Annotated in this window: 13 protein-coding genes; 12 read left to right on the plus strand and 1 reads right to left on the minus strand. The window is 67.1% G+C overall.

Translation table 11 applies throughout. The features are described from left to right. Positions 1 to 13: 13 nt before the first annotated feature. Entirely contained in the window at positions 14 to 661 is a 648-nt protein-coding gene (locus tag ACRAQ3_RS03400) for a DsbA family oxidoreductase (protein ID WP_432255681.1), read from the minus strand. Between the two features lie 402 nt (positions 662 to 1,063). Here ACRAQ3_RS03400 and ACRAQ3_RS03405 point away from each other — a divergent pair, with 402 nt between their 5' ends. The 12 genes from ACRAQ3_RS03405 to ACRAQ3_RS03460 all read left to right on the plus strand — a co-directional run bounded on the left by ACRAQ3_RS03405 (position 1,064) and on the right by ACRAQ3_RS03460 (position 17,869). Then, positions 1,064 to 3,634 carry a putative bifunctional diguanylate cyclase/phosphodiesterase gene (locus ACRAQ3_RS03405; protein ID WP_432255682.1) on the plus strand — a complete coding sequence of 857 codons (2,571 nt, stop codon included), beginning with the start codon at positions 1,064 to 1,066 and terminating at the stop codon, positions 3,632 to 3,634. A 31-nt stretch (positions 3,635 to 3,665) separates the two neighbouring features. Then, positions 3,666 to 3,950, plus strand: coding sequence for a PilZ domain-containing protein (locus ACRAQ3_RS03410; protein WP_432255683.1), 285 nt, complete (start codon positions 3,666 to 3,668; stop codon positions 3,948 to 3,950). Between the two features lie 289 nt (positions 3,951 to 4,239). Continuing rightward, positions 4,240 to 5,358, plus strand: a complete 1,119-nt coding sequence (locus ACRAQ3_RS03415; RefSeq protein ID WP_432255684.1) for a glycosyltransferase family protein — start codon at positions 4,240 to 4,242, stop codon at positions 5,356 to 5,358. A gap of 372 nt (positions 5,359 to 5,730) precedes the next feature. Beyond that, positions 5,731 to 5,937: a cold-shock protein gene (locus ACRAQ3_RS03420; RefSeq protein ID WP_269396406.1), complete on the plus strand. Its 207-nt coding sequence runs from the start codon at positions 5,731 to 5,733 to the stop codon at positions 5,935 to 5,937. 313 nt (positions 5,938 to 6,250) lie between these two features. Beyond that, entirely contained in the window at positions 6,251 to 6,835 is a 585-nt protein-coding gene (locus ACRAQ3_RS03425; RefSeq protein WP_269396407.1) for an ANTAR domain-containing response regulator, read from the plus strand. Beyond that, a complete protein-coding gene (locus ACRAQ3_RS03430) occupies positions 6,832 to 7,962 on the plus strand; it encodes a CmpA/NrtA family ABC transporter substrate-binding protein (RefSeq protein WP_432255685.1) in 1,131 nt (376 codons plus the stop codon). Before ACRAQ3_RS03425 ends, ACRAQ3_RS03430 begins: the two co-directional genes overlap by 4 nt. A gap of 259 nt (positions 7,963 to 8,221) precedes the next feature. Next, positions 8,222 to 9,589 carry a CmpA/NrtA family ABC transporter substrate-binding protein gene (locus ACRAQ3_RS03435; protein WP_432255686.1) on the plus strand — a complete coding sequence of 456 codons (1,368 nt, stop codon included), beginning with the start codon at positions 8,222 to 8,224 and terminating at the stop codon, positions 9,587 to 9,589. A gap of 70 nt (positions 9,590 to 9,659) precedes the next feature. Beyond that, on the plus strand, positions 9,660 to 10,742 hold the full coding sequence (locus tag ACRAQ3_RS03440; RefSeq protein WP_432255687.1) for an ABC transporter permease: 1,083 nt from the start codon (positions 9,660 to 9,662) through the stop codon (positions 10,740 to 10,742). Positions 10,743 to 10,747: 5 nt separating this feature from the next. Continuing rightward, positions 10,748 to 12,442 carry an ABC transporter ATP-binding protein gene (locus ACRAQ3_RS03445; protein ID WP_432255688.1) on the plus strand — a complete coding sequence of 565 codons (1,695 nt, stop codon included), beginning with the start codon at positions 10,748 to 10,750 and terminating at the stop codon, positions 12,440 to 12,442. A gap of 5 nt (positions 12,443 to 12,447) precedes the next feature. Beyond that, a complete protein-coding gene (gene nirB, locus ACRAQ3_RS03450; RefSeq protein ID WP_432255689.1) occupies positions 12,448 to 14,889 on the plus strand; it encodes a nitrite reductase large subunit NirB in 2,442 nt (813 codons plus the stop codon). Then, positions 14,886 to 15,218 carry a nitrite reductase small subunit NirD gene (nirD, locus tag ACRAQ3_RS03455; RefSeq protein WP_269396413.1) on the plus strand — a complete coding sequence of 111 codons (333 nt, stop codon included), beginning with the start codon at positions 14,886 to 14,888 and terminating at the stop codon, positions 15,216 to 15,218. Before nirB ends, nirD begins: the two co-directional genes overlap by 4 nt. Continuing rightward, positions 15,215 to 17,869 (plus strand): molybdopterin-dependent oxidoreductase, encoded by a 2,655-nt coding sequence (locus ACRAQ3_RS03460; protein WP_432255690.1) that lies wholly within the window; start codon positions 15,215 to 15,217, stop codon positions 17,867 to 17,869. The genes nirD and ACRAQ3_RS03460 overlap by 4 nt, the downstream gene beginning before the upstream one ends. The last annotated feature ends 96 nt before the right edge of the window (positions 17,870 to 17,965 follow it).

The following is a 17,965-nucleotide window of genomic DNA, read 5'->3' on the forward strand; positions in this document are numbered from 1 at the left end:
GCCTGGTCCGGGCTCAGCCGCGCATTTCGGCCAGTTGCTCCAAGATGCGGGTATAGTTTTCGACCCCTTGGGCACCGGTCACGAGATGGCGCCGGTCGAAGATCATTGCCGGCACGCCACGGATGCCTTGGCGCAGCCAATGCGTTTCCGCCGCGCGTACTTCGCCTGCGAAGCGCTGCTCATTCAGTACGGTGAGCGCCTCCGTGCGATCGAGACCGATCTCCGCGGCGATATCAGCCAGAACGGTCCGATCGGAAAGATCGCGCCGATGGGTGAAATGGGCCGCAAAAAGCGCCTGCTTCAGATCATGCATGCGACCTTGGCTTTCGGCCCAGTTCAGCAGCTGGTGAACATCGAACGTGTTGTGCATCCGCATATCCTCGGACCAGCGGAACTCGAATCCGAGTTCGGCGCCGAGATCGGCCATGCGAATGCGACTCTCTTCCGATTGCTCCGGCGTGCTGCCGTATTTCTCCATGATGTGCTCGCGCATGTTCTGGCCCTCGGCCGCCATGTCGGGATTGAGCTCGAACGGGTGCCAGTGAATTTCATGCGCCGTACCGGTCGCCTCGAGGGCCCGCGCCAATTGGCGGTAGCCGATGACGCACCAAGGACAGACCACGTCGGAGACGATATCGATACGGAGCGGTTGGGTGGGCATGTCGGATCCTTGATGGTGTAGCCAGCGATAGGCCGCGGAGAGCAAGCGGCGCATAGCCGGTGGAATGGGTCGAAATCGGCAGTGCCGACGCTGTCAATTGCGCAGATGGCAACCTCACGCCTCGCTGCAAGAGCGTAGTTGAGCGATCACTCGATATTGAGGCTTGCCGAGCCTCTGTAGAGAAGCTCGCTTGCCTGCCTCGATGCCACCGCAACGTTTCCCTCCAGTGGTGATCGCGTCGCGCATGGGCATTTCCGCGACAAACGCTGACAGGGCTCATCGTTGTGCAGGATGCGTCAACTTTCCGCCCCATTGTTCATTGCATGTGAACCGTCAAGTCGACCGCAATCCGGTCGAGCCAATTCGCAATCATCCTGTCCTGATCCGAGGAGCGTTGGTCACATGGCATTCGATTTTCCCGCTTTCTCGCGCTCGCTGCGGTTCAAGGTCCTCGCAGCTCTGATGCTCGGCCTCGGTCTGTCGTTCAGCCTGATGATCCTGCATCTGAGTTCGTCCAAGCTCGGCGCGCTCGTCGAGCTTGCCGAGGCCGCGAGCCGCAACCAGACGATGCTGGCGGCGGGGCAGGCGCGGGCAGGCATCGAGGCCGGGGACGAGAGCTATCTCGAAAACATCTATTCGGATCTCGTTTTCGGGCAGGGCGACGAGACGCATGAGGCGGCCCGGATCAGGATGCTGCGCGTGTCCGAAACCGGCGGCCGTGGCCTGCCGAGCTACGAGATGGCGAACGGGCCGCAGGTGGCGACCCAGCAACTCGACGACATGGCGCTCGCCGCGATGGAGCAGGGCGAGGTGCAGGAGGGGCGGCAGGGCGATCTGCTGCTCGTTTCGGCGCCTGTGCGTGACCAGAGCGGCCGCGACGTGATCGGCGCCATCAGCATCGCCTGGGATCACTGGCACCTGCGCGCGGGCGTGATGACCTCCACCCTGCGCTCGGCGATGATCGGCTTTGCCGCCGCGCTGGCGGTGATGCTGCTTACCGGTCTGGCCATGCAGCGGCTGGTGCTGCGTCCGATCGGCTCGCTGGCCCGGGCGGTGGAGCGGATTCAGGAGACCGGCAACCTCTCGCGCATGCCCCGCGCCGTGCTCGAGCGTGGCGATGAGATCGGCAGCCTCGCGAACCGGTTTCAGGCGCTTCTCGCGCAGTCCAACGCGCAGATCATGACCCGCCGAAACCAGCTCGACGCCGCATTGGAAAGCATGGCGCAAGGGCTGTGCCTGTTCGACGGCGCGCATCGGCTGGTGATGAGCAACCGGCGGGTCGAGGAAATCTACGGGCTGCCCACGGGTGCCCTGACCGAAGGCATGCATATCAGCGAGGTGCTGCAGGCGTGCCGGGATGCGGGCAACTACTCGGACCAGCGGATCAAGGAAATCGAGAAGACCCTGACCCGGGCGAACCGGACTCCGCGACCGCTGCATTCGCTCGAATCCCTCACGGGTGGGCGGGTCATCTCGGTCGTGCGGGTGCCGATGCCGGAGGGCGGCTGGGTGGCCACCTTCGAGGATGTCACCGAGCGCAAGCGTACCGAGGCCAAGATCGAGCACATGGCGATGCATGACAACCTGACCGGCCTGCCCAACCGGCTCAGCTTCCGCCAGAAACTGGAAGAGGCGCTGCTGCAGGCGCCGCGTGGTCAGCAGCTTGCGGTACTCTGCCTCGACCTCGACCACTTCAAGGCCGTCAACGACACGCTGGGCCACCCGGTGGGCGACGCGCTGCTCAAGCAGGTCGGCAAACGGCTGCAGGGCGCCCTGCGCCAGTCCAGCGTGGTGGCGCGGCTCAGCGGCGACGAGTTCGCGATCATCGAGAAGAACGTCGCCTCGGTCGAGGAGACCGGCCAGCTCGCCGACCGCCTCGTCCACGCGCTGAGCGAGCCCTACGAGATCGACGGGCACCAGATCGTCATCGGCAGCTGCATCGGCATCGCCCTTGCCCCCTCGGATGGCCGCAGCGCCGACAAGCTGGTGAAGGCTGCCGATCTTGCGCTCTACCGCGCCAAGTCCGAGGGCCGCGGCACCTACCGCTTCTTCGAGAAGGCGATGGATGCGCGGATGCAGGAGCGGCGCGCCTTGGAGCTGGATCTGCGGGCGGCCTTCGCGAAGGACGAGCTGGAGCTTCACTACCAGCCGATCATCAACCTCGAGACCGGCAAGGTCAGCTGCTTCGAGGCGCTTCTGCGCTGGTGCCACGAAACCCGTGGCGCGGTATCCCCGGGCGAATTCGTGCCGCTGGCCGAGGAGATCGGGCTGATCACCCAACTCGGCGCCTGGGTGCTGCACGAGGCCTGCCGAATGGCGGCGCAGTGGCCCGACGGGGTGCGCGTCGCGGTCAACCTGTCGCCGGTGCAGTTCCGGTCGATGGCGCTCATCTCCGAAGTGGAGGCCGCGCTCAAGGCCTCCGGGCTTGCGCCCGAGCGGCTGGAACTGGAGATCACCGAAACGGTGCTGCTGCGCCATACCGAGCTGACGCTGTCGATCCTGAAGCGGCTGCGCGCGATCGGTGTCCGGATCTCGATGGATGATTTCGGTACCGGCTACAGCTCGCTCAGCTACCTGCGCACCTTCCCCTTCGACAAGATCAAGATCGACCGTTCCTTCATCAAGGACGTGGTGCATCACGACGATGCCGAGGCCATCGTGCGGGCGATCTCCAGCATGGGGGCAAGCCTCGGCATGGCCACGACCGCCGAGGGCGTGGAGACGCTGGACCAGCTCAAGAAGCTGCGCCGCGAGGGCTGCACCGAGGTGCAGGGCTATTACTTCAGCCCCGCGGTCCACACGGACGAGGTCTTGGCGCTGCTTGGCCGGATCGGGTCGTCGGCCTGGCCGCTCCCGTCGGCCTCAATCGACCAAGTAGCCGTTGCCTCCGCGCCGGTCTCTTCCTATTCCTTGGCCGCGGCCGAAAATGTCTCGGTCACCGAAAGGTCGAAGTTTCATCATGCGATACCGTGAGCCTCGTTTCGCCACCGACAGGGAACTGAGGGTGGTACATGGCAAGGAGATCCAGCGCGCCCGGCTTATCAATGTGAGCGCGACGGGCGCGCGGCTGGGACAACTGTCACAAATGGAGCCCGACAGGCTGGTGCTCATCTGCCTGTTGCACCTCAAGATCCCGGCCAAGGTGGTCTGGTCCAACGAAAAGCAGACCGGTGTGCATTTCCTCGAGCCCTTGTCCGTGGCCGATCTGCAGACCATGGGAGCCACGATCGCCGATGGTGCGTCGCCCCGGGGAAAGTGGGGCAACCACGGATTTCGCGAGCTTCGTTGATCACGGGCTTCTGCCGGAATGACGAAATCCGGACGGCGCGATGTCTCCCGCGTCCGCCCGGTTGCCCTCGTCCCTGCATCCTCGACATGATTGCGCAAGCATTCGACTTTAGCACTAGTTCTTTTGTATAGGGCTTAACCCGTTCGAACTAGGCGTTACCACTTCCGGCGGAGCCTCTTTCGAATGGCGCCAGCATGAGCAGAGGCAAACGAATATGTATGCGGCAGCCTTCGAACGCGCTTTGGTAAGGGGCAGTCAGGGATTGTCGCGTCGATGGCGCTACAGCGCGATGGCGACTTGGTTGCACGGGGTCAGGGCCGGTGCCGGGCAGCGTATCGGTGGCCCACCCCGGGTGCGGCTTCTCATTGTCACCGATGGCAGCTCCTACACCAGCGAGCAGCAGATCGCCCCCCTGATGCGGCATGCGGGACGGTTGAGGCAAGCTGCCGGACTGGTGCTGCGGAGGATGCCACTCGATCAGGCATTGGCTGCTCCGAGGCTGCCGGAATGCGACGCGCTGGGGCTCAAGCTCGGCTTCGATACCCCGCGCGAGACGGCGGCACAGATCGCACGTCAGCTCCGCCATACGCTGCCACGAGGTCGACCGCTCATCTATTTCGACGGCGATGACGATCTGGGTGTGGTGTTCCCCGAGGTTCTGGCCGAATGCGATGCCTGGCTCAAGAAGCATGTCTTTGCCGAACCCGAACGCTATCTGGAGCCGGGGATCGGCAAGACCAATCTGACCGATCACGTTGCCAAGCTCGGCAAGGCGGATTTCACCGATGATATCACCCCGAGCAGCGATGGCCTCGATCCGGCGCTGGTGCCGCGCATCGCGCTGGGCTGGAATATCGCTTTCGATGACGTCATTGCCACGCTGGCCGCCAAGCCACGGATCGAACGGCCGCGCGACATCGATATTTCCTGCCGCGCCATGGTACCGGATGGCAGCTGGATCGAAGCCCTGCGCGGCCCCGCGATCAAGGCGATCCGCGCACTCGACGAGCGTTACAAGGTTCACGCGCCTGAAATCCGCGTTCCGCAACCGGTCTACTACGACGAGATGCTGCGCAGCCGGATCTCGGTCAGCCCCTTCGGATTCGGCGAGATCTGCTGGCGCGATTTCGAGGTCATGCTCTGCGGCGCGCTGCTGATCAAGCCGGACATGGGCCATCTGCGCACGGCGCCGGACCTGTTTCGCCCCCATGAGACATACGTGCCCTGCGCGTGGGACTTCTCCGATCTGGGCGAGATCTGCGACCGCTACCTGTCCGACCCTGCGGCCGCCGAAGCGATCGCCAGCCGGGCAGAGCGCGAACTGCGGCGCTATCTCGAAAGCGGCGCTACCGTCGAGCTTCTGCTGTCGGCCCTGCGCCGGGCCGGGCTTCCTCTCAAAGCCGCCTGAAGGCGGCTCGCCTCGGCGCGACCGCCAGGAACTGCTGCTCAGGGGAGAGGCGGGCAAGTCGAGCCGTGTGCGGCATTTCTGTCTAGGCTGACGGCGGGTTTGCAGCGCGTCCTGATCAGGGGCGGCAAAGCGACAGGGGCCAGGAATGTCGCAGGGATCGGTCAGCACGGGATGACAAGCGATTATCCGCTGTGCGAAGGGTGGCTTCATCGAAACATCTTGCTTCGGAAGCAGGAGGTCGTCATACGGGGGGTGCGAACGTTATTCCCTCGACCACTGTTCTCCATCATCGGCTGCAGTTTCCCTCGTTGCGACACTGACCAAGCCAGGCTGCCGCATTTCCGCGGGCAGCGCATGATAGGAGATCTCACGATGGCCACTGGCACCGTGAAATGGTTCAACACCACCAAAGGCTTCGGCTTCATCGCTCCCGATGGCGGCAGCAAGGACGTCTTCGTCCACATCTCCGCCGTTGAGCGGTCGGGCCTGACCGGCCTGCGCGACGACCAGAAAGTCAGCTTCGACATCGAGACCGGCCGCGATGGCCGCGAGTCGGCTGTGAACCTGCAACTCGCCTGAGTTGAAGAGCGGGCGCTTCGGCGCCTGTTCCGGAAACGCCTCCTCCGCTGTCGCGGAGGGGGCGTTTTCGTTTGTCTCACCTGCAACATGTACAACAGGACCGAGGGAACAGGTCTCCCCCGGAAGTCGCGCAGTGTCTGACTGGGCAGATCGTTCTTGAAAGGAAGGACCCCGATCCGGACTTGCCTGTGCATAGGGCGAGGCTTCATCGGAATGCCTGAATTCTAGGCGCTGCGATTTCTCGCTCCTCGCCATGCGGCCTTGTTGTGCGATGGACCTTGTCCCCCGACTGCGCGGCGTGGATGCCCGGCTCATGAGCGTCAGGCTGAGCATCGTGGTGGTCGAGCCGGATCAGGAGCGGGCGCGCCTGATCGTCGAGAGCCTGCGCGCCGCGGGCGATCACGAGATCCTTGTCATCCGCGAAACGACCGGACTGGCCCGACGGATCGGTCAGGCGGATCCCGACATCGTGCTGATCGACATCGCCGACCCCTCGCGCGACACGCTCGAAGAGCTGGCGCTGGCCTCCGGCCCGCTGGATCGGCCGGTCGCGATGTTCGTCGATCGAAGCGAGCAGGGGCTGACCCGCGCGGCGATCGAGGCGGGGGTCTCGGCCTATGTGGTCGACGGGCTGCGGGCCGAGCGCCTCAAGCCGGTGCTGGACGCGGCGATGGCCCGGTTCCAGATGTTCCGGCAGATGCGCACCGAACTGGCCGCGACACGCCGCGCGCTCGAGGAGCGCAAGGTGATCGACCGCGCCAAGGGCCTCCTGATGAAGGCGCGGGGCATCGACGAGGGAGAGGCCTACGCGCTGCTGCGCCGCACCGCGATGGATCAGGGACGCCGTGTCGCCGATGTCGCCGAGGCGCTGGTGACCGCGGCGGGGCTGCTGTCATGAGCTTGCCCGCGCTTTCGGTCGGCTTCACGCCGCTGGTCGATGCCGCTCCGGTGATCGTGGCGCGCGAGATGGGGTTCGCCCGGGCCGAGGGCTTGGCGATCACCTTGCATCGAGCGCCCTCATGGTCCGCCTCGCGCGACATGCTGGCCTTCGGTGCGGTGGATGCGGCGCATATGCTGTCGGCGGTGCCGGTGGCGACGGCGCTGGGGCTGGGTGGTGCGGGGGCGCCGATCCATGCGCTTTCGGTGCTGTCGGTCAATGGCAACGTGATCGGCGTCAGCCGCGCGTTTGCCTCACGAATGCGCGGGCAGGGCTTCGGCTTCGATTTCCGCGATGCACGGGCCGCCGGAACGGCGCTCTTGGACGCGGCGGGGCCGGGGCTCAGGATCGGCGTGCCGTTCCCCTTTTCCATGCATGCCGAGCTGATCCGCTACTGGTTCGCCGCGCTGCCGGTCGCGCCCGAAACCGAGGTCGAGATCCGCACCGTGCCGCCGCCGCTGATGGCCGAGGCGATCGGCGCGGGAGAGATCGACGCCTTCTGCGTGGGCGAGCCCTGGGGCTCGATCGCGGTCGAGACCGGCACCGGAGAGCTGCTGCTTCCGGGCTGCGCGATCTGGAACGCGGCGCCTGAGAAGGTGCTGGCCATGCGCGCGGACGAGGCGGAACCCGCGCGTTTCGCGCCGCTCATGCGGGCCCTGTGGCGCGCCGGACGCTGGCTCGCCCAGCCCGGCAGCCGCACCGCCGCGGCCGAAATGCTGGCCCGGCCCGAATATCTCGACATGCCCGCCGAGGTGGTCGACCGGGCCCTGTCGGGGCGGATGACCGTCTCGGCCCGCGGCGATGCGCGCCGGGTCGAGGGGCTGGTCGCGTTCGACCCCGACCGGGCCGGGTTTCCATGGGGCGACCAAGCCGCCTGGATCGGGCGACGGCAGGCGCGGCGGGCCGGGCAGAATTTGGAAAGCGCGGAGCGCGCCGCGCGAGAGGTGTTCCGCGGTGATCTCTATCGCCGGATGCTCGCGGGCACCGGGGCCGCCATGCCCTCGGCCGAGTCGCGGGACACGGCCCCCGGCCTGCAGCGAGGCCGGTTCTTCGACAGTCGCGTTTTTGACACTTCGCGCGTCGAGTGACCAAAGTTTAGTCAATCCCGCAACAGCCCCGTTTCCGTTCCGCCGCAGTGCGGCAATGCCCTTGCGGCAACACGGGCGGGGCGGTCAAATCGAGATGTAGGACAGGCAATGGCGCCTGACCGACCGACTTCTCCCAGCGACTGGGCGATCTGGAGCAAAGCCGCTCGACCGTTTCGCGACACCCGTCGCGCGATGTGTCGGCGGCTATTTTTGTTTTCGCCCGGACCTCCCGCCGGGCCCCGAAACCGGAGCGACGCGCATGACCAGACTGACCGCGATCCTTGCCACCACGACGCTGCTTGCCGGCCCGGCCATGGCCGAGATGCTGCCGCTGGAGAAGGACGAGCTGACATTCGGCTTCATCAAGCTCACCGACATGGCGCCGCTCGCGGTGGCCTATGAGCAGGGCTATTTCATCGATGAAGGGCTGTTCGTGACGCTCGAGGCGCAGGCCAACTGGAAGGTGCTGCTCGACGGCGTCATCGACGGCCAGCTCGACGGGGCGCACATGCTGGCGGGCCAGCCGCTCGCCGCGACCATCGGCTACGGCACCGAGGCGCATATCGTCACGCCCTTCTCCATGGATCTGAACGGCAACGGCATCACCGTGTCGAACGAGGTCTGGGAGGCGATGAAGCCTAACATTCCCACCGATTCCGAGGGCCGCCCGCAGCACCCGATCTCGGCCGAGGCGCTGAAGCCGGTGGTCGAGCAGTACCGCGCCGAAGGCAAGCCCTTCAACATGGGCATGGTCTTCCCGGTCTCCACCCATAATTACGAGCTGCGCTACTGGCTCGCCGCCGGCGGTATCGAGCCCGGTTACTACTCCGAGCAGAACACCACCGGTCAGATCGGCGCCGAGGCGCTGTTGTCGGTGACGCCGCCGCCGCAGATGCCCGCCACGCTCGAGGCCGGTACGATCTATGGCTACGCCGTGGGCGAGCCGTGGAACCAGCAAGCCGTCGCCATGGGCATCGGGGTGCCGGTGATCACCGATTACGAGCTGTGGAAGAACAACCCCGAAAAAGTGTTCGGCCTGACCGCCGAGTTCGTCGAGGAGAACCCCAACACCACCATCGCCATCACCAAGGCGCTGATCCGTGCCGCGATCTGGCTCGACGAGAACGACAACGCCAACCGCGAGGAGGCGGTAGAGATCCTGTCGCGTCCCGAATATGTCGGCGCCGACCCGGAGGTGATCGCCGCCTCGATGACCGGCACCTTCGAGTACGAGAAGGACGACGTGCGCGAGGTGCCGGACTTCAACACCTTCTTCCGTCACCACGCGACCTATCCCTTCTACTCGGACGCGGTGTGGTACCTCACCCAGATGCGCCGCTGGGGCCAGATCGCCGAGGCCAAGCCCGACAGTTGGTACGACGAGGTCGCCCGCTCGGTCTACAAGCCCGAGATTTATCTCGAAGCCGCGCGGATGCTGGTCGACGAAGGGCTGGCGAACGAGGCCGATTTCCCCTGGGACAGCGACGGCTACAAGGCGCCGACGCCCGCCGCCGATATCATCGACGGCATCGGCTATGACGGTCGGACCCCCAACGCCTATCTCGACAGCCTGCCGATCGGGCTGAAGGGCGACCAGACCGTGGTCGGCTCCGAGATCCAGGGCTGACCCGCCGGGGTCCCGGCGCGGGGCCCCGTTCTCCCATTCCCTCCGCAGATCCAACCCCCGGAGCACCCTCATGACCGCGATTGACCCCACCGCCATCGAGGCCGGCAACAAGGAGGCAAGACGCGCCCGCTGGTTCGCGCGCCTCGGTGTCGCCGACCGCTGGTTCCAGGTCCTCGGCCTGGCCTGGCTCACCCCGCTGATCAAGGCCGCCGCCGGCGACAACCCGCGTGCGCAGATGCGCGACGTCTGGCGGCTCTTGGGCGTGCCGCTCATCGCCATCGCGGGCTTTCTGGCGCTCTGGGCCATGCTGGCGCCGCAGGTGCAGACCTCGCTCGGCGCGATCCCCGGGCCGGCGCAGGTCTGGCAGGAGGCGGTGGGGCTGCACGAGGACGCGGTGCGCACCGCCGAGAAGAAGGCCCGCTTCGAGGAGCAGGTGGCGCTGCGCAACGAGCGCCTCGTGGAGCAGGGCCGGGCCGACGAGGTCAAGAACATCGCCTTCACCGGCTCGCCCTCCTATTACGACCAGATCGGCACCTCGATCATGACGGTGTTCTTCGGCTTTCTGGTGGCCAGCGCCGTGGCGATCCCGCTGGGCATCATGGCGGGCCTCTCGGCCACCGCCAACGCGGCGCTGAACCCGCTGATCCAGATCTTCAAGCCGGTCTCGCCGCTGGCCTGGCTGCCGATCGTCACCATGGTCGTCTCCGCCGCCTCCGCGGGAGGCGAGGGGCTCTTCGCCAAGTCGTTCCTCGTCTCGGCGATCACCGTGACGCTGTGCTCGCTCTGGCCGACGCTGATCAACACCGCGCTCGGCGTGGCGCAGGTCGACCGCGATCTGGTCAACGTCTCCAAGGTCCTCAAGATGAGCTCGCGCGCCAAGATCACCAAGCTGGTGCTGCCCTCGGCGCTGCCGCTGATCTTCACCGGGCTTCGCCTGTCGCTCGGGGTGGGCTGGATGGTGCTGATCGCCGCCGAGATGCTAGCGCAGAACCCGGGCCTTGGAAAATTCGTCTGGGACGAGTTCCAGAACGGCTCCTCCTCCTCGCTGGCGCGGATCATCGTCGCAGTGCTGACCATCGGCATCATCGGCTTCCTGCTCGACCGGGTGATGTTCGCGCTGCAATCGCTCTTCACCTACGCCCCGAACCGGTGATCGCCATGACCAGCATTCTCAACTTCGACAACGTCTCCAAGGGCTTCGGAGAGGGCAAGACCCGCAAGGACGTGCTCAAGGGCATCGATCTCGACGTGGGCCAGGGCGAGTTCGTGGCGATCCTCGGCTTTTCGGGCAGCGGCAAGTCGACGCTGATGAACCTGATGGCCGGTCTGGTGACCCCCGACCGGGGCGCCGTCACCTTCAAGGGCAAGCCCGTCACCGGCCCCGGCCCCGAGCGCGGGCTGGTGTTCCAGAGCTACTCGCTGATGCCATGGCTCACGGTCGCGGGCAACGTCATGCTCGCGGTCGAGGCGGTGCATCCCGAGCTGTCCAAGGCCGAGAAGTCCGCCAAGGCGCAGCGCTATATCGAGATGGTGGGGCTGGGCCATGCCACGACCCGCCGCCCCGCCGAGCTGTCGGGCGGCATGCGCCAGCGCGTCTCGGTCGCACGCGCCTTGGCGATAGAGCCCGAGGTGCTGCTCCTGGACGAGCCGCTCTCGGCGCTCGACGCGTTGACGCGGGCCAATCTTGCCGACGAGATCCTCGAGATCTGGGAACGCGAGCGCACCACCTGCGTGCTGATCACCAATGACGTGGACGAGGCGATCCTGCTGGCCGACCGGATCGTGCCGCTGAACCCCGACGGCACCCTGGGCGAAGCCGTGAAGGTGACGCTGCCGCGTCCGCGTGACCGCTCGGCGATGAACTCCGACGCCGCCTTCAAGGCGCTGCGCGGGCAGGTCACAGGCTATCTCATGGATGTCGGCATCGCCGCCAAGGTCGAGGGTACGCGACCTCTGCCGGACATCCGTCCCGTTCATGACTGGAGCCACGACCTGCCCGCCGCGCAGAAGCAGGCGCAGGAGGGGCTGATCGAGGAACGCTTCCTCGACTTCAGCCAGTTGCACAAGGTCTACCCGACGCCCAAGGGGCCGCTCACGGTGGTCGAGGACTTCAATCTCAAGATGAACCGGGGCGAGTTCATTTCGCTGATCGGCCATTCCGGCTGCGGCAAGTCCACCGTGCTGACCATGGCCGCCGGTCTCAACGAGATCTCCAAGGGCGCGATCAAGCTCGACGGCCGCCATGTCGAGGGCGCCGATCCCGAGCGGGCGGTGGTGTTCCAGAGCCCGTCGCTGTTCCCCTGGCTCACCGCGCGCGAGAACGTCGCCGTGGGCGTCGACCGGGTCTATCCCCGTGCCTCGCAATCAGAGCGGCAGGAGGTGGTCGAGCATTACCTCGAACGGGTCGGCTTGGGCGACGCGATGGACCGGATGGCGTCCGAGATGTCGAACGGCATGCGCCAGCGCGTCGGCATCGCCCGCGCCTTCGCGCTCTCCCCGAAGCTGCTGCTGCTCGACGAGCCCTTCGGCATGCTCGACAGCCTGACCCGCTGGGAGCTGCAGGAGGTACTCATGGATGTATGGGATCGCACCAAGACCACGGCGGTCTGCGTCACCCATGACGTCGACGAGGCGATCCTTCTGGCCGACCGGGTGGTGATGATGACCAACGGCCCGCGCGCCACGATCGGCAAGATCGTCGATGTGAAGCTACCGCGTCCGCGCACCCGCAAGGCACTGCTGGAACACGCGGACTACTACCACTACCGGCAGGAGGTGCTCGATTTCCTCGAGGAATACGAGCACGGCCGCACCCCCTCCAAACCGGCGCCCAGCGCCATCGCAGCGGAGTGACCGCCATGACCAAGAAACTCGTCGTCATCGGCGCCGGCATGGCCTCGGGCCGGATGCTGGAGAGCCTGATCGAAAGCGACCCCTCCGCCTACGAGACCACGCTGTTCAACGCCGAGCCGCGCGGCAACTACAACCGGCTGATGCTCTCGCCGGTGCTGTCTGGCGAAAAGTCCTATGCCGAGATCGTCACCCATGACGACCACTGGTACGAGACCCATGGCATTACCTGCCGCTTCGGCGAGCGGGTGGTCGAGATCGACCGCGACCGAAAGATCGTCGTCGGCGAGAAGGGCGCGGTGCCCTATGACAAGCTCGTCATCGCCACCGGCTCCGACCCCTTCATGATCCCGCTGCCGGGTCACGACCTCGAAGGCGTGATCCCCTACCGCGACCTCGAAGACACCGAGCGGATGATGGGCCTCTCGGCCAAACCGGACGCGAAGGCGGTGGTGATCGGCGGCGGTCTTCTCGGGCTCGAGGCGGCCGCCGGCATGGCCGCGCGTGGCGTCGACGTGACCGTCGTGCACATCATGGGCCACCTGATGGAGCGCCAGCTCGACGAGGCGGCGGGATATCTCCTGCGCCGCGCCCTGACCGACAAGGGCATCAAGGTGATGTGCTCGGCCAACTCCAAGGAGATCCTGGGCGAGAACGGCCATGTGAAGGCGCTCATGCTCGACGACGGTACCGAGCTGCCTTGCGACCTGCTGGTGATGGCGGTGGGCATCCGGCCCAGCGTCGCGCTCGCGAAATCCGCCGGCCTTGCGGTCGGGCGCGGCGTGCATGTCGACGACCGGATGGTGACCTCCGACGCGGACGTGCTGGCCTTGGGCGAATGCGTCGAACACAACGGCGCGGTCTTCGGCCTCGTGGCACCCCTTTACGATCAGGCCAAGGTGCTGGCGCAGACGCTTCTGGGCCGCGACGCGGCGTTCCAGCCCAAGGAGGTGGCGACCAAGCTCAAGGTCACGGGCTGCGACCTGTTCTCAGCGGGTGATTTCACGGAAGGCGAGGGGCGCGAGGACATCGTGTTCCGCGACCCGGCACGCGGTGTCTACAAACGCCTCGTGCTGGAAGGCGAGCGGCTGATCGGCGCGGTGATGTATGGCGACACCGCCGACGGGGCGTGGTTCCACGGTCTCATCAAGGACCGCGAGGACGTCTCGGAAATGCGCGACACGCTGATCTTCGGGCCCGCCTTTCAAGGGGGCGCCCAGGCGGACCCTATGGCGGCCGTTGCAGCCTTACCGGCTGACGCAGAGATCTGCGGCTGCAACGGCGTGTGCAAGGGCCGGATCGTGGAAGCCGTCGAGGGTGGCGCCACGACCATCGAGGATGTGCGCGCCGTGACCAAGGCCTCGGGCTCCTGCGGTACATGCACCGGGTTGGTCGAGCAGGTCATGGCACTCAGCCTCGGCGATGATTTCGTCATGCCGACGGCCAAGCCGGTCTGCAGCTGCACCGACCTCACCCATGAGGATGTCCGCCGCCTGATAAAGGCACAGGAGTTGAAGTCGCAGCCCGCCGTCTGGCAGGAACTGGGCTGGAGCACGCCCAATGGCTGCCATGTCTGCCGCCCGGCGGTGAACTACTACCTGCTGGCCGATTGGCCGCTCGAATATCAGGACGACCCGCAGTCGCGCTTCGTCAACGAGCGCAACCATGCCAACATCCAGAAGGACGGTACCTATTCGGTGGTGCCGCGCATGTGGGGCGGGCTGACCAACGCGCGTGAACTACGGGCCATCGCCGATGCCGCCGACAAGTACGGCGTGCCGACGGTCAAGGTGACGGGCGGCCAGCGCATCGATCTTCTGGGCGTGCGCAAGGAGGACCTGCCCGCCATGTGGGCCGATCTGAACGAGGCCGGGCTGGTCTCGGGGCACGCCTATTCCAAGGGGCTCAGGACGGTGAAGACCTGTGTCGGGCGCGAGCATTGCCGCTTCGGCACGCAGGACAGCACCGGGCTCGGCGTGAAACTCGAAAAGCGGCTCTGGGGGTCGTGGACGCCGCACAAGGTCAAGCTCGCGGTGTCGGGCTGCCCGCGCAACTGCGCCGAGGCGACCTGCAAGGATCTGGGCATCGTCTGCGTCGACAGTGGCTTCGAGATCGGCGTCGGTGGCGCGGCCGGCATGGACCTCAAGGAGATCCAGCCGCTGGTGAAGGTCGCGACCGAGGCCGAGGCGGAGGAGTGGGCGGTGGCCTTCGTGCAGCTCTACCGCGAGCATGCCAAGTATCTCGACCGGCCCTACAAGTGGATCGCCAAGGTCGGCATGGAATGGGTGCGCGAGGCGCTGTCGAACGCAACGGAGCGCGCGGCGCTCGTGGCGCGCTTCGACCTGAGCCAGACGATCTATCAAAAGGACCCTTGGGCCGAGCGGGCCGAACCGGCGGCTGCGCGCCGCTTCCAGCCGCTGGCCGATCTTACTTTGGAGGCTGCGGAATGAGCTGGATCGATGTGGGCGCTCTCGAGGACATCCCGCTGCGCGGCGCGCGGCTGGTCAAGACGCCGGTCGGCTGCGTGGCGCTGTTCCGCACCGGCGAAGCGGAGGTCTTCGCCGCCTCCGACCGCTGCCCGCACAAGGGGGGGCCGCTGTCCGAGGGCATCGTGCATGGCCGCGCCGTGACCTGTCCGCTGCATAACTGGGTGTTCAGCCTGGAAACCGGCGAGGCGCAGGGCGCGGATGAGGGTTCGATCCCGACCTATCCGCTGCGCGTCGAGAACGGACGGCTGCTGCTCGACGGCGACGCGGTGGGCCGCAGGGCGGCGGCATGACCGGGCCCGCGCATCTCTCCGCGCAGCCCGGCGAGATCCGCACCACCTGCGCCTATTGCGGGGTCGGCTGCGGCGTGCTCGCCAAGCCGGACGGGCAGGGCGGCCTGACGGTGCGCGGCGATCCGGACCACCCTGCCAACCGCGGACGGCTCTGCTCCAAGGGCACGGCGCTGGGCGAGACGACGGGTCACGAGGACCGGCTTTTGCACCCGGTGATCGATGGCGCGCGAGCGGATTGGGACACGGCGCTCGACCATGTGGCCGAGCGGTTCCGCGAGACCATCGCGGAACATGGCCCCGACAGCGTCGCCTTCTACGTCTCGGGGCAGATGACCACCGAGGATTACTACGTCGCCAACAAGCTGATGAAGGGCTTCATCGGCTCTGCCAATATCGACACCAATTCGCGGCTCTGCATGGCCTCGACGGTGGCGGGTCACAAGCGCGCCTTCGGCACCGACACCGTGCCGGGCAACTATGAGGATCTCGAACTCGCGGATCTCGTCGTGCTGACCGGCTCCAACCTCGCCTGGTGCCACCCGGTGCTGTACCAGCGCATCGCCGCCGCCAAGGCCGAGCGGCCCGCGATGCGCGTCGTCGTCATCGACCCGCGCCGCACCGCCACCTGCGACATCGCCGACCTGCACCTCGCCATCGCGCCGGGGGCGGACGTGGCATTGTTCAACGCGCTGCTTTCGCAGATCGACCGGCGCGGCGCCCGCGACCTGCGCTTCGCGCGCCATCTCGACGGCATGGAAGAGGCACTGGCCGCCGCCCATGCGGAGGACGTGTCGCGCACCGGGCTGAGTTCGGCGCAGATCGCCGCCTTCTGCGACATGTGGATCGGCACCGAGAAGGTCGTCACCGTGTTCAGCCAAGGCGTGAACCAGTCGACATCGGGTACCGACAAGGTGAACGCGATCCTCAACTGCCACCTTGCCGCGGGCCGCATTGGCCGCCCCGGCATGGGACCGTTCAGCGTCACCGGCCAGCCCAACGCCATGGGCGGGCGCGAGGTCGGCGGGCTGGCCAACACGCTGGCGTGCCATCTCGACATCGAGAATGATACGCATCGCGATGCAGTGCAGGCGTTCTGGGCCGCCCCCGCGATGCCGAAAGGGCCCGGTCTCAAGGCCGTCGACATGTTCCGCGCCGTCGAGGAGGGACGCATCAAGGCGCTCTGGATCATCTGTACCAACCCCGCCGTCTCGATGCCCGAGGCGGACCGGGTGCGCGATGCCATCGCCGGCTGCGATTTCGTCGTGGTGAGCGACATCACCGATCGCACCGACACCGCGCGGCTGGCGCATGTGATGCTGCCCGCCGCCGGTTGGGGCGAGCGCGACGGCTCCGTCACCAACTCGGACCGCACGATCAGCCGCCAGCGCGCCGTGCTGCCGCCGCCGGGCGAGGCGCGGACAGACTGGGCGATCCTCGCCGAGGTCGGCCGTCGCATGGGCTGGGCCAAGGCTTTTGACTGGCCGGATGCGGCGGCGGTGTTTCGCGAACATGCGGCGCTGTCGGGTATCGCCGGGCGCCTCGGCGGTGATTTCGACATTTCCGATCACGCGGCGCTCGACGCGCAGGGCTATGCCGCGCTGGCACCGTTCCGCTGGCCCGCCGCGGGTACCCGGCAGGGCGGTCGGTTCTTCGGCGATGGCTGGTTCTTCACGCCCTCGGGGCGGGGCCGAATGATCCCGGTCAGCGCGCGTGCCTTGGCCATCGAGACCTGCGAGGCACGCCCGTTCCGGCTCAACACCGGGCGCATCCGGGACCAGTGGCACACCATGACCCGCACTGGGCGCGCGGCGCGGCTCAATCGGCACATGGGCGAGCCCTTCGTCGAGATCCACCCGAACGACGCCGCGCGCCTCGGCCTCGCCCCCGCGGGGCTCGCGGAACTGCGCGGCGCCACGGGTCGCGCCGTGCTGCGGGTACTCGTGACCGACCGGGTGCGCGAGGGCGAGGTCTTCGCGCCGATCCATTGGAGCGGTGACACCGCGCCCACGGGTCGCGTCGACGCGCTGGTGGCGGCTCGGACCGACCCGGTTTCGGGCCAGCCCGAAAGCAAGGCGGCGGCGGTCTCCGTCGCACCCTATGCCGCTGGCTGGTTCGGCTTTGCGGTCTCGGTCTCGCGTCCCGAGCCGGACTGCGGCTACTGGGCGCGCAGCCGGGGCAACGATGGCTGGCAGGTCGAGATGGCCGGACCCGACGCGCCGGCGGATTGGGAGGCCGAGGCGCGGCGGATGTTCGACCTGCCCGATGCCGAGATCGTCCGGGTCTCCGACCCGGCGCGCGGGCTGGAGCGGCTGGCATTGGTCGAGGAGGGCCGCCTGCGCGCGGCGCTGTTCGTCTCGCGCGAGCCGGTGGCGCTGTCGCGCGCCCATCTCGCGAGGCTCTTGGGACAGGACGGCGCGGAGGCGCTGGCCGGGCGCGCGGCGGCTGGGCGCCCCGATCCCGGCCCGGTGCTCTGCGCCTGTCTCAATGTCGGCGTGAACACGATCCGCGAGGCGATCGCCGATGGACGCGCGACGAGCCTCGACGCCATTGCCGAGGCGCTGGGTGCGGGCAGCAATTGTGGCTCCTGCCGCCCGGAGATCGCGGCGCTCCTCGCCATGGCGCAGCCCGTGCCTCGGCCCGAAGCCGCCTGAGACGACGCGGCCCGCCCTCGAAAACGGGGCGGACCGCGCCAATTCCCTTTATGCCGGGGCCGCTTCTGGTCATACCTTCTCCGAGCCGAACCGGAG

Origin of the sequence: Limimaricola sp. AA108-03, assembly GCF_050847355.1 — a bacterium.
Lineage (GTDB): Bacteria > Pseudomonadota > Alphaproteobacteria > Rhodobacterales > Rhodobacteraceae > Limimaricola.

Excerpts from the sequence above, each read along its gene's own strand:
- nirD (WP_269396413.1), top strand. The coding sequence starts at position 14,886 with ATGAGCTGGATCGATGTGGGCGCTCTCGAGGACATCCCGCTGCGCGGC.
- ACRAQ3_RS03425 (WP_269396407.1), top strand. The coding sequence starts at position 6,251 with ATGAGCGTCAGGCTGAGCATCGTGGTGGTCGAGCCGGATCAGGAGCGG.
- ACRAQ3_RS03440 (WP_432255687.1), top strand. The coding sequence starts at position 9,660 with ATGACCGCGATTGACCCCACCGCCATCGAGGCCGGCAACAAGGAGGCA.
- ACRAQ3_RS03435 (WP_432255686.1), top strand. The coding sequence starts at position 8,222 with ATGACCAGACTGACCGCGATCCTTGCCACCACGACGCTGCTTGCCGGC.
- ACRAQ3_RS03430 (WP_432255685.1), top strand. The coding sequence starts at position 6,832 with ATGAGCTTGCCCGCGCTTTCGGTCGGCTTCACGCCGCTGGTCGATGCC.
- ACRAQ3_RS03415 (WP_432255684.1), top strand. The coding sequence starts at position 4,240 with ATGGCGACTTGGTTGCACGGGGTCAGGGCCGGTGCCGGGCAGCGTATC.
- ACRAQ3_RS03400 (WP_432255681.1), bottom strand. The coding sequence starts at position 661 with ATGCCCACCCAACCGCTCCGTATCGATATCGTCTCCGACGTGGTCTGT.
- ACRAQ3_RS03405 (WP_432255682.1), top strand. The coding sequence starts at position 1,064 with ATGGCATTCGATTTTCCCGCTTTCTCGCGCTCGCTGCGGTTCAAGGTC.
- ACRAQ3_RS03445 (WP_432255688.1), top strand. The coding sequence starts at position 10,748 with ATGACCAGCATTCTCAACTTCGACAACGTCTCCAAGGGCTTCGGAGAG.
- ACRAQ3_RS03420 (WP_269396406.1), top strand. The coding sequence starts at position 5,731 with ATGGCCACTGGCACCGTGAAATGGTTCAACACCACCAAAGGCTTCGGC.
- ACRAQ3_RS03460 (WP_432255690.1), top strand. The coding sequence starts at position 15,215 with ATGACCGGGCCCGCGCATCTCTCCGCGCAGCCCGGCGAGATCCGCACC.
- nirB (WP_432255689.1), top strand. The coding sequence starts at position 12,448 with ATGACCAAGAAACTCGTCGTCATCGGCGCCGGCATGGCCTCGGGCCGG.